Origin of the sequence: Neorhizobium sp. T7_12, assembly GCF_002968535.1 — a bacterium.
Classification (GTDB): Bacteria; Pseudomonadota; Alphaproteobacteria; order Rhizobiales; family Rhizobiaceae; genus Neorhizobium; species Neorhizobium tomejilense.
The window spans coordinates 115,668-128,959 of record NZ_PVBK01000012.1 but is presented as its reverse complement, the minus strand read 5'-3'; the positions used below and the strand labels follow the sequence as shown (position 1 = coordinate 128,959).

Sequence of the window (13,292 nt, the reverse complement as noted above, 5' to 3'; positions counted from 1 at the left end):
CAATTCGGGCACAGATAATCCCTATCCGGGCGACGCCCGCTGCGATCATTGCTTTGAAAAGACATAGTCGGTTTCCTGCAGCAACACCTCGCCCGGCCGCAGCACCGCATTCGGGAAGTTGGCGTGGTTGATGGCGTCCGGCCAGACCTGGGTTTCGAGGCAGAACCCGGCGAATGGGCCATAGCGACGTCCATCGAGGCCTTCTGTAGGGATCTGCGACAGCTTGAAAGCGGCATAGAGCTGCACGCCCGGCTCGGTGGTGCGAACTTCCATCGACACGCCGGAATGGATGCTGCGTGCCAAGGCCACGGAACGCTTGAGGGTACGCTCCGGCGACAGGCAGAAGTTGTGATCGAACAGGACCTGGGCATCGCCGTCGAACCGCTTCATCGGCCCCATGTCGCGCAGGTCGAAAGGCGTGCCCGCGACCGCCATCAGTTCGCCGGTCGGCACCTGCTTGTCATCAAAGACCAGCACATGGTCGGCGGCGATCATGATGTCGTGATCGAGCGCATCCTCGTGGCCGTCGAGATTGAAATAGGTATGCTGGCAGATATTGGCGAGCGTCGGCTGATCGGTGGTGGATTGGTAGACGACGGAAAGAACGCCGTCGCTCTTGAGTTGGTAAGTCGCCGTGACCGTGCAGTTTCCCGGATAACCGGCACGGCCGTCGGGATCGGTGATCCGCAGCACGACCCTATCCGCTGTATGCTCGACGATCGTCCAGTTGCTGCGGCCGATGCCATCCGAGCCGCCATGGAGATGGGTCACGCCCCGCTCGTTCAGTTCCAGCTGATATTGCTTTCCGTCCAGCGTAAAGCGGCCACCGCCGATACGGTTGGACGAACGGCCGGGCGTCGCGCCGAAATAAGGGGAATGGTTCAGGTAATCCTCAAACCGTTCGAAACCGAGCACGAGCGGCGGCTGGTGGCCTTCCAGCCTGAGGTCCTGGATCACCGCGCCCCAGGTGATGACGTTAGCTGTGAGCCCGCCGCCGGAGATCCTGACACGATAGACGGTTTCGCCCTTTTCCGTGGTGCCGAAAACTTCGAAATTCTGGTCCGCCATGAGATTGCTCCTCCACCGATATGTTTGCGGCAACCTGCGCGATTTGGCGGCGACCCGCAACGCCGTGGAGAAGAAAAAAGGCTCTATCGCGTGAGCGCACGCATCGCCTGTTCCAATCCGCCGAGCGTCAGCGGGAACATGCGCTCGGTCATCAGCTGCCGCATGAAGCCGATCGAGGTCGTATGGCTCCAATGGTCCTGCGGCACCGGGTTGAACCAGACGCAGCGATGGAAATGCTCGGTGACGCGCCTTATCCAAGCCTCGCCCGGCTCCTGGTTCCAGTGCTCCACGGAACCGCCCGCATGGGTGATCTCATAGGGGCTCATCGAGGCGTCCCCGACGAAGATCACCTTGTAGTCGGCGCCATAGCTGCGGATCAGGTCGAGCGTCGGCGTCCGCTCCGACCGGCGGCCGTTCTCCTTCCACACACCTTCGTAAAGGCAGTTATGGAAGTAGAAATGCTCCATATGCTTGAACTCGACGCGGGCTGCCGAGAACAACTCCTCGACCACCCGGATATGGTCGTCCATCGAGCCGCCGACATCGAAGAACATCAGCAGCTTCACCGCATTGCGCCGTTCCGGCCGGGTCTGGACGTCGAGATAACCGTGTTCGGCGGTGGAACGGATCGTGCCGGCCAGGTCGAGTTCCTCGACCGCCCCCTCCCGCACCCAGCGGCGCAGCCGCTTCAGCGCCACCTTGATGTTGCGGGTGCCGAGTTCCACCTTGTCGTCGAAATCGGCAAACTCCCGCTTGTCCCACACTTTTACCGCCCGGCGATGGCGGGACTGATCCTGGCCGATCCGCACACCTTCCGGATTATAGCCATAAGCGCCGAAAGGTGACGTGCCGCCGGTGCCGATCCATTTCGAGCCGCCCTGATGCCGGCCCTTCTGCTCCTCCAGCCGCTGGCGCAGGGTCTCCATCAGCTTCTCGAAACCGCCGAGCGCCTCGACGAGCTTCTTCTCATCGTCGGTGAGATGTTTCTCGGTGAGCCTGCGCAGCCATTCTTCGGGGATGCTGGCAACGTCCAGGCCAGGCTCCCCGGAGACCGCCTCGAGCCCGCGGAAATAGGACGAAAAGACCCGGTCGAACTTGTCGATATGCCGCTCGTCCTTCACCAGCGCCGTGCGGGCGAGAAAGTAGAAGGCTTCCACGTCGAAATCCGCGATCCCTTCCTCCATGCCTTCGAGAAGGTCGAGGAATTCCCGGAGTGTCACCGGAATCTTCGCTTCCTTGAGGTGAAGGAAGAAGGGAATGAACATCGCGTCGAAACCTATTCGGTACCGATCTTCTCCAGGTCGTAAGGGGTCGTCTGGTAGATCTCGTTGATCCAGTTGCCGAACAGAAGATGTGCATGGCTGCGCCAACGGTTCAAGGGCGTCAGCGTATCGTCGTTATGCGGGAAGTAGTTATGCGGCATCTTGATCGGTACGCCGGCGTTGACGTCCCGGAAATATTCGTCGGCCAGCGAGGTAGAGTCGTATTCCACGTGATTGAACATATAGAGCCGCTTGCCGGCTTTCTCATGCACCAGGCAGATGCCCATTTCCTCGGATTCCATCAGGATTTCGAGGTCCGGGTTCTTTTCGATGTCGGCGCGGCGGACTTCCGTCCAACGCGACACCGGAACCTGGAAATCGTCCGAAAAACCGTTGAGATAGATCGAAGACGGCACGAGGTTGCGGTGGCGATAGACGCCGAACGCTTTTTCCTTGAGCTCGTATTTCGGCACGCCGTGGAAATGATAGATCGCCGCCATCGCCCCCCAGCAGACGTTCATGGTCGAATGCACGTTGGTCGCCGTCCAGTCGAGGATCTGTCTCATCTCGCCCCAATAGGTGACGTCTTCGAAAGGAAGCGTCTCGATCGGCGCTCCGGTGATGATGAAACCGTCGAACTTGCGGTGCTTCACCTCTTCCCAGGTCTCGTAGAAGGACAGGAGGTGATCTTCCGACGTGTTCTTGGCCTTGTGGCCACCGACGCGGATCAGCGAGAACTCGACCTGCAGCGGCGAGGCGCCGACGAGGCGCGCCATCTGCAGCTCGGTCTTGATCTTGTTCGGCATGAGATTGAGGAGCCCGATCTGAAGCGGACGAATGTCCTGCCGTACAGCCATGGTTTCGGTCAGCACCCGCACGCCTTCGGAAACGAGCGTAGTGAATGCGGGCAGCGTATCGGGAATTTTGATCGGCATGTCTCAACCCAACAAAAATAAAACCGGCGGCAAAATAAATCGCGACCGGTCCGTGGGAAGACATCTTCTCGCGGCCCTTTAGCGACTTTTTTAACGTGGCTGCAAGCCGGCCGGCCAAATCACCACGAATTCGGGAGTTCAAATACGCCTTGCTACGACCGGCGTCAATGGGAGCATAATCTTCCGCTTACCGCTCCCGCCGCGCCAGGAAGGCCATCCGCTCGAAGAGATGCACGTCCTGCTCGTTCTTGAGGAGAGCGCCATGCAACTTCGGCAGCGCGTTCTTGACGTCGCCGCGCAGGTCCGACGGGTCGACATCGTCCGAGACCAGCAGCCGGATCCAGTCGAGCGCTTCGGAGGTCGAGGGCTTCTTCTTCAGCCCCGGCATCTCGCGAATCTCGTAGAATTGGGTGAGCGCGTTGCGCACCAGCGCCTGCTTGATGCCGGGATAATGGACCTCGACGATACGGGCGAGCGTATCCACGTCCGGGAAGCGGATATAGTGGAAGAAACAGCGGCGCAGGAAGGCGTCCGGCAGTTCCTTCTCGTTGTTGGAGGTGATGATGACGATCGGCCGAACCTTGGCGCGGACCATCTCGCCGGTCTCGTAGACATGGAATTCCATGCGGTCGAGTTCCTGCAACAGGTCGTTCGGGAACTCGATATCGGCCTTGTCGATCTCGTCGATCAACAAGACGAGCTTCCTGTCGGAGGCAAAGGCCTGCCACAGCTTGCCGCGGCGGATATAGTTGGCCACGTCGTGGACGCGTTCGTCGCCGAGCTGGCTGTCGCGCAGCCGCGAGACGGCATCGTATTCGTAGAGCCCCTGCTGCGCCTTGGTGGTGGACTTGATGCTCCACTCGATCAGATCGAGCCCGAGGGCGGCGGCGACCTGCCGCGCAAGCTCGGTCTTGCCGGTGCCGGGCTCGCCTTTCACCAGCAGCGGACGTTCGAGCCGGATCGCGGCGTTGACCGCCACCATGAGATCCTTGTCGGCAATATAGTCCGCTGTACCCTGAAACTGCATCTCGTGATCCTGATCGGTAAACGCGCCGCAAACTAAAAGCTCGCCCGAGGCGGTGCAACAGCTTTCCCTTTCCACCGGCTTTGCGCTATGGGCAATGCGCATGACCCATTCGACCTTCACCATTCTGCTCGGCGGCAACTTGCGCGTCACCGATCGCCTGCGGGAGACGATCGCCGGCAGCCGCTTCATTGCGGCCGATAGCGGCATGCGCCATGCGTCGGCACTCGGCTTGAAGCCTGAACTCTGGGTCGGCGATTTCGATTCCTCCGACGCCGCGCTGATCGCGCAGTTCCCGCACGTCGAGCGGCAGGCCTTTCCGCCGGCCAAGAACGAGACGGACGGCGAGATCGCCACGGCCGAAGCCGTCGAACGCGGCGCGACAAGGCTGATCCTTGCTGGCGCGCTCGGCGGCGAGCGCAGCGACCATGCGCTTCAGCATCTCTTTCACGCCATGAGCCTGGCCGAACGCGACCTCGACATCCTGCTGACGTCGGGCGACGAGGAGGCCGTGCCGCTGCTGCCGGGCACAAGGACACTGGACCTGCCGAAGGGTTCGCTGTTTTCGGTCATCGGCTTTTCCGACCTGGAGGGGCTCGATATCATCGGCGCACGTTATCCGCTCGACAACTTCTCACTCCCCTTCGGCTCCTCGCGCACCGTCTCGAACGTTGCAGAAGGCCCGGTGGAATTCCATTTGAGGAAGGGCAAGGCCATGATCCTTGCCCGCCCCCACGACTTTACAGGAGCCTGACTGTTGGCGCCCCCAATTCTGAAACTTGACGATATTTTCCTGAGCTTCGGCGGCGCGCCGCTTCTCGCTGGCGCCGGCATGCAGGTAGAGCCGGGCGACCGCATCTGCCTCGTCGGCCGCAACGGTTCCGGCAAATCGACGCTGATGAAGATCGCCGCCGGCATGGTCGAGCCCCAGTCGGGCGAGGTGTTCCGCCATCCCTCCTCGACCATCCGTTATCTCGAACAGGCGCCGGATTTCGCCGATTATTCGACGGTGCAGGCCTATGCCGAAGCGGGCCTCGGCCCGGGCGACGATCCTTATCGCGTCACCTATCTGCTCGAACATCTGGGCCTCACCGGCCAGGAACACCCGAACACGCTCTCCGGCGGCGAGGCCCGACGCGCAGCACTTGCCCGCGTCATGGCGCCCGAACCCGACATCCTGATGCTGGACGAGCCGACCAACCATCTCGACCTGCCGACCATCGAATGGCTGGAAGACGAATTACGCAAGACGAGAAGCGCGCTGGTGGTGATCTCGCATGACCGTCGTTTCCTCGAAAAGGTCTCGAATGCCACGGTCTGGCTCGATCGCGGCACGTCGCGACGCCTGAACCGCGGTTTCGGCGAGTTCGAAGCGTGGCGCGACGAAGTGCTGGAGGCGGAAGAGCTGGAACAGCACAAGCTCGGCAAGGCGATCGAGCGCGAGGAACACTGGCTGCGTTATGGCGTGACCGCGCGCCGCAAGCGCAACATGCGCCGCCTCGGTGAGCTGCAGACGATGCGCGGCAATTACCGCGGCCATAAAGGACCGCAGGGCACGGTGCAGGCGAGCGTCAGCGAAGGCCGTGAATCCGGCAAGCTTGTCATCGAGGCCGAGAACATCACCAAGAGCTACGACCGGCCGATCGTCGCGCCGTTCTCGATCCGCGTGCATCGCGGCGACTGCATCGGTCTCGTCGGCCCGAACGGTGCCGGCAAGACGACGCTTCTGAAGATGCTGACCGGCCAGCTGACGCCCGACACCGGCACCGTCAAGCTCGGCACCAACCTGGAAATCGCCACGCTCGACCAGAAGCGCGAGGACCTGGACCCCGAGGACACGCTGTCCCACTATCTGACGGATGGACGCGGCGAGACGCTGCTGGTCAACGGCGAACAGCGGCATGTCGCAGGCTACATGAAGGACTTCCTGTTCCAGCCGGAGCAGATCAGGACACCGATCAGGAACCTTTCCGGCGGCGAGCGCGCCCGGCTGATGCTCGCCCGCATCATGGCCCGGCCGTCCAACCTCCTGATATTGGACGAACCGACCAACGACCTCGACATCGAGACGCTGGACCTGCTGCAGGAAATCGTCGCCGGCTATTCCGGCACCGTCATCCTCGTCAGCCACGACCGCGACTTCCTCGACCGCACCGTGACCTCGACCATCGCCCCCGCAAATCCGGACGCACCGGACGGCCGCTGGATCGAATATGCCGGCGGCTACACGGATATGCTGGCGCAGCGGAAAGGCGCGCTGGAGGAAAGGCGCCGCACGGAGAAAGCTGACAGGGCAAAAACCGATACCGCGGCACCGGTTTCCGGCACCCCCAAGGGCAAAGGCAAGCTTTCCTTCAAGCAGAAATTCGCGCTCGAGAACCTGCCGAAGGAAATGGCAAAAGCCGAGGCCGAGATCGCCGCCCGCGAGAAGAAAATGGCCGATCCCAACCTCTTCACCAAGGATCCCGCCGCTTTCAACCAGCTGGCCGCGGAGATGGAAAAGCTGCGCCAAAGCATCAGCAAAATGGAAGAAGAATGGCTGGAACTCGAAATGCTGCGCGAGGAAATCGAAGGCTGATTTGCGATTTGTTAAGCTTAACAATTAGTTAGTTGAAAAAATATTTGTCGCGGAGCGGAACATATGATGTCCCGGGGCGTTCTGGGTGTGAGTAGTGGTCGAAATGTCCCGGGGACGGATCGGCCTGCAAAGAACCGATCAATCGAATGGGGACATCCAATGCTGACAAATGTTACGCGTCGTCGGCTGGCCACTGAGGCGATGAATCAAAGAGTTATGATTGTCGAAGACGAGTTTCTGATCGCGCTCGATGTAGCCGAGACGATCGAAGCCATGGGCCTGAAAGTCGCCGGTTTTGCCAATGCCCGCAAACACGCCCTGGCGCTCGCCGCCTATGCCGATATCGCCTTGGTCGATGTCAATCTCTCGGACGGCCGGACTGGTCCGGAGATTGGCCGCGAGCTTGCCGAGCAATATGGCATCACCGTCGTCTTCATGACGGGTAATCCGGACGATGTGGAAGCCGGCGTCGAAGGCTCGCTCGGCGTGCTCACCAAACCGGTCATGCCCGAGGTGGTCGAGAAGACCATCGACTACGCCGTTGCCAACCGGCTGGGCGGCATGGCGATCGTTCCGCGTGAGCTGAAAGTGTTTCCGCAGAACCACTGAGCAATGAACCACCGAGCCGTGTTGCTCCTGCCGAATGCGCTTTGAGCCGGTCGCAGACCGCCTCTTGCCAGCCATTCGCCTCGCCGCTAAATCTGATCCTGCTCTAACGGGGTGCCGCGCGTTTTCGTGCGGCTGAGAGGCCTTTGGCCAACCCGCGGAACCTGATCCGGTTAACACCGGCGGAGGGATTAGACGGCTCTTCATCAGCGCCTATTCCCCTTTGTCACCACAACGAGGAGACGCTGATGCGCAGCACCATTCTTTCCATATTCGCGGCCGCTGCCGCCCTTTCCCTTTCCGCGCCGGCCGAAGCGCAAGAAAAGACGCTGACCGTCTACACCTACGAGAGCTTCATCTCCGACTGGGGACCGGGACCGAAGGTCAAGGAGGCTTTCGAGAAAACCTGCGCCTGCAAACTCGATTTCGTCGGCGTCGCCGATGGCGTGGCGCTTCTGACCCGCCTGAAACTGGAGGGCAAAGGCACCGACGCCGATATCGCGCTCGGCCTCGATACCAATCTGATCTCCGAGGCCAAGGCGACCGGTCTGTTCGAGCCGCACGGGCTCGACGCCGCCGCGGCCAAGGTCCCCGGCAATTACAGCGACGACACGTTCATCCCCTACGACTACGGCCATTTCGCCGTCGTCTATGACACGCAGGCAATCAAGAACCCACCCAGAAGCCTCAAGGACCTGGTGGACGGCGATCCGGCACAGAAGATCGCCATCGAGGACCCGCGCACGTCGACACCCGGCCTCGGCCTGCTGCTCTGGGTGAAATCGGTCTATGGCGACCAGGCACCGGAGGCCTGGGGCAAGCTCAGGAAACGTGTGCTGACCGTCACGCCCGGCTGGTCGGAGGCCTATGGCCTATTCACCAAGGGCGAAGTGCCGATGGTGTTTTCCTACACGACCTCGCCAGCCTATCACATGGTCGAGGAGAAGACGGAGCGCTACCAGGCCGCCTCCTTCTCCGAAGGCCATTACATCCAGATCGAGGTCGCCGGCATGCTGAAGGGGGCGGGAGACAAGGATCTCGCGAAACAGTTCCTGAAATTCATGGTCTCGCCGGCCTTCCAGGACGTCATCCCGACCACCAATTGGATGATGCCGGCCGCCAAGACCTCCCAGCCGCTCCCCGACGCATTCAACAACCTGGTGCAGCCGACCAAGACTTTCCTGATGGGGTCGGATCAGGTGGCCAAGAACCGGCAGGCCTGGATCGACGAATGGCTGACCGCTATGAGCATGAACTGATCCCATGCTGACGAGGGCGGAGCGGAGACGCGGGATAGGCTGGGGGCTGCTGAGCCTTGCCGGAATCGCCTTCTTCGTCGGCATCGCAGTCGCCGCCCTTCTCTCCTGGGACGCAGGCAACACCCAAAGCCGGCTGTTCACCGCCTATACCTGGCGAATTCTGCGTTTCACACTGCTGCAGGCGGTTCTTTCGACGCTGCTGTCGGTCGTCTTCGCCCTTCCCGTCGCACTCGCGCTCGCACGCCGCCCGCGCTTTCCGGGCCGCGTGTGGATCATCCGGCTGATGGCATTGCCGATGGGCCTGCCGGTGCTGATCGGTGCGCTCGGCCTGATCGGCATCTGGGGACGGCAAGGAGTGATGAACAGCCTGCTATTGAAGCTCGGCCTCGAACAGCCGGTCAGCATTTACGGGCTTTCCGGCATATTGCTGGCACATGTGTTCTTCAACCTGCCGCTCGCCGGGAGGCTGCTGCTTGCGGCGCTGGAGCGCCTGCCGGCGGAATATTGGCTGCTCTCCTCCAGCCTCGGGATGAAACCCTTCTCCGTTTTCCGTTTCATCGAGTGGCCTGCAGCCCGCCGCGTCATCCCCGGCATTGCCGGCCTGATCTTCATGCTGTGCGCCACGAGCTTCACGCTCGTCCTAGTGCTCGGCGGTGGGCCGGCCGCGACCACGCTCGAAGTGGCGATCTACCAGTCGCTGCGTTTCGATTTCGATCCGCCGCGCGCCATAGCGCTGTCGCTGCTGCAGATCGGCATGACGGCGCTGATTCTGATTGCGATTTCGCTGTTTCCGGCCCCTGACGACGCTGGCATCACGGCCGGTCGGGCGACACGCCGGTTCGATGGCCGAACGTTGCCCGCGCGGCTTTGGGATGTGCTGGCTATCCTGCTTGCCACGATATTCCTGATCCTGCCGCTCGCCTCGATCGTCGGCGCGGGCGTCCAGGCCAATCTCTGGAGCCTCGTCAACAGCCCTGCCTTCCTGCGCGCCGCCTGGACCAGCTTCACGATCGCGCTTTCCGCCGGCCTGCTGGCCGTGCTGACCTCCTTGGCTATCATTGCCGGACGCGGTGCAATCGCGGATATGAAGAGACCTGGCGGAACGGCCAGGGCGTTTTCCGTGTCCTTGGGTGGAATGTCCTCGCTGGTGCTGCTTGTGCCGCCGGTCGTGCTGGGGACCGGCTGGTTCCTGATATTGCGCCCGTTCGGCGATGTGGCGCGCTTCGCCCCGGCGCTGGTGGCGATCATCAACATGCTGATGGCGCTTCCCTTCGTGATGCGCGTTTTGTCGCCAGCCGTCGAAACGCACCGCAAGCGGACAGGCAGGCTGTCAGCAAGCCTCGGCCTCTCGGGTTTTTCACGGGCATGGAGGATCGATCTGCCGGTTCTGGCGAGGCCCCTGCTGACGGCGCTGTCCTTCGCCATGGCGCTGTCGCTGGGCGATCTCGGCGCGGTGGCACTGTTCGGCTCCAGCGAACTCACCACCCTCCCCTGGTTTGTCTATAGCCGGCTATCCAGCTATCGAACCAATGACGCGGACGGACTGGCGCTCATCCTCGGCATCATCTGCCTGGCGCTGACGATGGTCGGCACCGCCGGCCGCAGGGAAACAAGCCATGGCTGACGGCATCGCGCTGAACAAGGTTGAACTGAAGCTCGGCATCAGGGAATTCCGCTTCGACTGTGCTTTGCCAGCCGGCGCCGTGACGGCGATTACCGGCCCGTCCGGCTCCGGCAAATCGACCTTTCTCAACCTCGTTGCCGGCTTCGAGACGCCGGACCGCGGCCGTATCCTGATCGCGGGCGGGGATGTGACGGAAAAACATCCCTCCGAGCGTCCCGTATCGCTGGTCTTTCAGGACAACAATCTCTTCGCCCATCTGGACCTCGCCACCAATATCGGCCTCGGCATCAGCCCCTCGCTGAAATTGTCAGGCAGTGATCGGGCCGCCATATCACAGGCGCTGGAGCGCGTGGGCTTGAGCGGTTTTGAGAACCGGATGCCGGGGACGCTTTCCGGTGGCGAAAGGCAGCGGGCCGCCTTCGCACGGGCTCTGGTGCGCAAAAAACCGGTTCTGCTGATGGACGAGCCGTTCGCGGCGCTCGACCCCGGGCTCAGGCTTTCGATGGCCAGCCTGCTCGTCGACCTGCATCGCGAGACGGGCAATACGGTGCTGATCGTGACCCATGATCCGGATGAGGTCGGCCGGCTGGCTGACCATGCGATCTTCATCGACCACGGCCATATCCTGTTGCAGGCGCCGGCCGAGGAATTCCTCGCCCGGCGCGATATTCCGGCACTTGCCGAATTTCTTGCCGGCTGATCAGGCAGCCTTTCCGCGGAACCAGACACCGGAGCGGATGGCGAGAGACAGGATGAGGCCATAGGCGACAAGCGCGGCCGCCAGCGCAAAGAACAATCCGTTCAGCGAACCGGTTACCTCGAGGGCCAGCCAACCGCCGACAGCTGCAATGAACAGCCTCAGGAAATTGCATGCAAGCGGCCAGAAGAGCTGGCCTGCACCCTGGGAGGCGAAAAGAAGGGCGAGCCCGGCACCGAAGAAACCATAGACCGGTCCGACGATCTGCAAATAGGCGACCCCCGCATCGATCGCCCCAAGCTCTTCGCTGAACAGCGAGATCCAGGCGACCGGGAAGATCGCCGCGATCAGGCCGATCGTCTCCGTGACCACGAAGGCGATGGCGGCACCGGTGAAGGCGATGCGCATCGCCCGATCCTTCTGGCCGGCGCCCATGTTTGTGCCGACCAGCGCCACCATCGGCGCGCCGATGCCGAAGATCACCGGAATCAGCAGATATTCGAGCCTTGCGCCGGTACCGAAACCGGCCACAGCCGAGACTCCCGCCTTTGTCGCCACCAATGCCGTGGCCACACCGATGGTCACGTTGGTGAGAATGGAGTTGATCGACGCAGCAGCACCCAGACGGAGGATATTCCGGAAAACCGCCCAGCGAAGCGGTCCGACGCCGAAGCGCACAAGATTGCGGCCGGAGAGGATATACCAGGCGAGAACCGCCGTGCCGCCGAAACTGTAGAGCACCATGGCCAGGCCCCCGCCGGCGATGCCGAACCCCTCGAACGGGCCGAAGCCGAAGATCAGAAGCGGCGATACCGGCACGAGGAGTGCGGCACCGCCACAGGTCACCAGAGCCGGAAACAGCATGTTGCCCGTGCCGCGCACGACGCTCGCCAGGCCGTTCATCAACCAGACGAAGACCATGCCGCCGAACACCACGTCGGAATAGACGAGCGCCGCCTCGAGTTCCGGGCCTTCGCCGCCGAGGGCCCGATAGATCGGCCGGCCATAGGCCAGCATGACCGCCGAAAACAACAGCCCGATCGCGACGTTGACGACGACGGCATGCCAGGCAAGCAGGTCGGCATCGTCACGCCGGCCACTGCCGAGCGCCCGGGCGATCCCCGAGGAAATCGCTCCGCCGAAACCGCCGGCAGACATCATCTGCATCAGCATCACGGCCGGAAAGACCAGGGCCATGCCTGCCAGCGCCGCGGTACCCATATGCGAAATCCACCAGGTTTCGATAAGGCCTGTCGATGCCTGGGCGAGCATGATCAGGATATTTGGCCATGCGAGCCGGATCAGCATCGGCAGGATCGGATCTTGCAGCAGCTGCCGGGTCCGCGGATTGATCGGTGCCGCGTCCGCGTCTTCGAAAGGAGACGCCGCCTCGACGGCTTCGGTGGTCACGGCGCTCATCGATCGGCCTCTCTATGCTGCATTAGCTCGTTCATGGACGGATAGCGGCGGCGGATACGTTCGCTCGCAGCCGGACCGGCCGCGTTGGTGAAGACCGGATCGCTCAGCGGCCGACCGCTGCGGCGGTCGATCATCACTGGGTCGGCCTGCTCGCCGGTCTCCCTGTTGACGATCACCACGCTTTCCCCCTCCGGCGCGAAATGCTGGTTGCCGAAGGCAAGCATCGCCTGCACCACAGGTTTGAAGTCGCGACCGCGCTGCGTGAGGTGGTATTCGTCCCGCGGCGGCCGCTCGCAATAGCGCCGTCGTTCCATCAGCCCGGATTCGACAAGCGAGTTCAAACGGCTGGTCAGGATGTTCGGGGCGATATCGAGGTTGCGCTGGAATTCGTCGAAACGTGTCGCACCTCCCAGTGCATCGCGCAGGATCAGGAAGCTCCAGACCTCGCCGACATGTTTGAGACTGCGCAACACCGGGCATCCGGTGTCGAGGGGACCTGTCCGTTTCATGGGTTCTTCTCCGGCACGACGTTGCCTTGTGGCATAAATAACTTGCAATTTGCAAGTCACTATCTGCGTGATCACGTTTGGCGACGGGGACGGCCGGACCGTTATGGAACTCGCCACAATTTGGACGTGCCGCGATGGCATCGCGGAAAGGTAGCGGGGATTTTCATTGCAAACGCACCAGCAAGACATATTTCAACAAGAGCATCTGTGCATTCGACGCGAAAATCGCTAAGCGACATAGAGAAGGAGCCGGCTTGGATCGAGAGGACCTCTGTCAAGCCGGATGGCGGACCTTGGGAATGATGGTGCGG

General features: G+C 62.1%; 12 protein-coding genes and 2 riboswitches. Of the genes, 6 read left to right on the top strand and 6 right to left on the bottom strand.

The features are described from left to right. Positions 1-45: 45 nt before the first annotated feature. From C5J26_RS22695 to C5J26_RS22680, 4 genes are all read right to left on the bottom strand, one after another. On the bottom strand, positions 46-1,068 hold the full coding sequence (locus tag C5J26_RS22695) for an aldose epimerase family protein (protein WP_105403837.1): 1,023 nt from the start codon (positions 1,066-1,068) through the stop codon (positions 46-48). Positions 1,069-1,151: 83 nt separating this feature from the next. Next, the gene (locus C5J26_RS22690) at positions 1,152-2,333 is read right to left on the bottom strand and encodes a VWA domain-containing protein (protein WP_105403836.1); all 1,182 of its coding nucleotides are present in this window, start codon (positions 2,331-2,333) and stop codon (positions 1,152-1,154) included. An 11-nt stretch (positions 2,334-2,344) separates the two neighbouring features. Next, positions 2,345-3,265, bottom strand: a complete 921-nt coding sequence (metA, locus tag C5J26_RS22685) for a homoserine O-succinyltransferase (RefSeq protein ID WP_046665166.1) — start codon at positions 3,263-3,265, stop codon at positions 2,345-2,347. Between the two features lie 58 nt (positions 3,266-3,323). After that, a riboswitch (SAM riboswitch) is annotated at positions 3,324-3,401 on the bottom strand. A gap of 51 nt (positions 3,402-3,452) precedes the next feature. Beyond that, positions 3,453-4,292, bottom strand: coding sequence for a MoxR family ATPase (locus C5J26_RS22680; protein ID WP_105403881.1), 840 nt, complete (start codon positions 4,290-4,292; stop codon positions 3,453-3,455). 94 nt (positions 4,293-4,386) lie between these two features. Here C5J26_RS22680 and C5J26_RS22675 point away from each other — a divergent pair, with 94 nt between their 5' ends. The 6 genes from C5J26_RS22675 to C5J26_RS22650 all read left to right on the top strand — a co-directional run bounded on the left by C5J26_RS22675 (position 4,387) and on the right by C5J26_RS22650 (position 11,056). Continuing rightward, positions 4,387-5,043: a thiamine diphosphokinase gene (locus tag C5J26_RS22675; RefSeq protein WP_206051215.1), complete on the top strand. Its 657-nt coding sequence runs from the start codon at positions 4,387-4,389 to the stop codon at positions 5,041-5,043. A 3-nt stretch (positions 5,044-5,046) separates the two neighbouring features. Further along, positions 5,047-6,867 (top strand): ABC-F family ATP-binding cassette domain-containing protein, encoded by a 1,821-nt coding sequence (locus C5J26_RS22670; protein WP_105403834.1) that lies wholly within the window; start codon positions 5,047-5,049, stop codon positions 6,865-6,867. A gap of 159 nt (positions 6,868-7,026) precedes the next feature. Beyond that, a complete protein-coding gene (locus tag C5J26_RS22665) occupies positions 7,027-7,476 on the top strand; it encodes a response regulator (protein WP_105403833.1) in 450 nt (149 codons plus the stop codon). Positions 7,477-7,573: 97 nt separating this feature from the next. Beyond that, positions 7,574-7,681, top strand: a riboswitch (TPP riboswitch). A 40-nt stretch (positions 7,682-7,721) separates the two neighbouring features. After that, positions 7,722-8,732: a thiamine ABC transporter substrate binding subunit gene (gene thiB, locus C5J26_RS22660; protein ID WP_105403832.1), complete on the top strand. Its 1,011-nt coding sequence runs from the start codon at positions 7,722-7,724 to the stop codon at positions 8,730-8,732. 4 nt (positions 8,733-8,736) lie between these two features. Next, complete coding sequence (gene thiP, locus C5J26_RS22655; RefSeq protein ID WP_105403831.1) at positions 8,737-10,356, top strand: thiamine/thiamine pyrophosphate ABC transporter permease ThiP; 1,620 nt, start codon at positions 8,737-8,739, stop codon at positions 10,354-10,356. After that, a complete protein-coding gene (locus C5J26_RS22650) occupies positions 10,349-11,056 on the top strand; it encodes an ATP-binding cassette domain-containing protein (protein ID WP_105403830.1) in 708 nt (235 codons plus the stop codon). Before thiP ends, C5J26_RS22650 begins: the two co-directional genes overlap by 8 nt. Here C5J26_RS22650 and C5J26_RS22645 read toward each other — a convergent pair whose 3' ends face one another. Together C5J26_RS22645 and C5J26_RS22640 are read right to left on the bottom strand one after the other, a co-directional pair. Then, positions 11,057-12,472, bottom strand: coding sequence for an MATE family efflux transporter (locus tag C5J26_RS22645; protein ID WP_105403829.1), 1,416 nt, complete (start codon positions 12,470-12,472; stop codon positions 11,057-11,059). Then, positions 12,469-12,981 (bottom strand): helix-turn-helix domain-containing protein, encoded by a 513-nt coding sequence (locus C5J26_RS22640; protein ID WP_105403828.1) that lies wholly within the window; start codon positions 12,979-12,981, stop codon positions 12,469-12,471. Before C5J26_RS22640 ends, C5J26_RS22645 begins: the two co-directional genes overlap by 4 nt. Between the last annotated feature and the right edge of the window lie 311 nt (positions 12,982-13,292).

Bases quoted from the DNA above. Each gene is read 5' to 3' on its own strand.
- metA (WP_046665166.1), bottom strand. From the start codon at position 3,265: ATGCCGATCAAAATTCCCGATACGCTGCCCGCATTCACTACGCTCGTT.
- C5J26_RS22645 (WP_105403829.1), bottom strand. From the start codon at position 12,472: ATGAGCGCCGTGACCACCGAAGCCGTCGAGGCGGCGTCTCCTTTCGAA.
- C5J26_RS22640 (WP_105403828.1), bottom strand. From the start codon at position 12,981: ATGAAACGGACAGGTCCCCTCGACACCGGATGCCCGGTGTTGCGCAGT.
- C5J26_RS22675 (WP_206051215.1), top strand. From the start codon at position 4,387: ATGCGCATGACCCATTCGACCTTCACCATTCTGCTCGGCGGCAACTTG.
- C5J26_RS22690 (WP_105403836.1), bottom strand. From the start codon at position 2,333: ATGTTCATTCCCTTCTTCCTTCACCTCAAGGAAGCGAAGATTCCGGTG.
- C5J26_RS22695 (WP_105403837.1), bottom strand. From the start codon at position 1,068: ATGGCGGACCAGAATTTCGAAGTTTTCGGCACCACGGAAAAGGGCGAA.
- C5J26_RS22650 (WP_105403830.1), top strand. From the start codon at position 10,349: ATGGCTGACGGCATCGCGCTGAACAAGGTTGAACTGAAGCTCGGCATC.
- thiP (WP_105403831.1), top strand. From the start codon at position 8,737: ATGCTGACGAGGGCGGAGCGGAGACGCGGGATAGGCTGGGGGCTGCTG.
- thiB (WP_105403832.1), top strand. From the start codon at position 7,722: ATGCGCAGCACCATTCTTTCCATATTCGCGGCCGCTGCCGCCCTTTCC.
- C5J26_RS22680 (WP_105403881.1), bottom strand. From the start codon at position 4,292: ATGCAGTTTCAGGGTACAGCGGACTATATTGCCGACAAGGATCTCATG.
- C5J26_RS22665 (WP_105403833.1), top strand. From the start codon at position 7,027: ATGCTGACAAATGTTACGCGTCGTCGGCTGGCCACTGAGGCGATGAAT.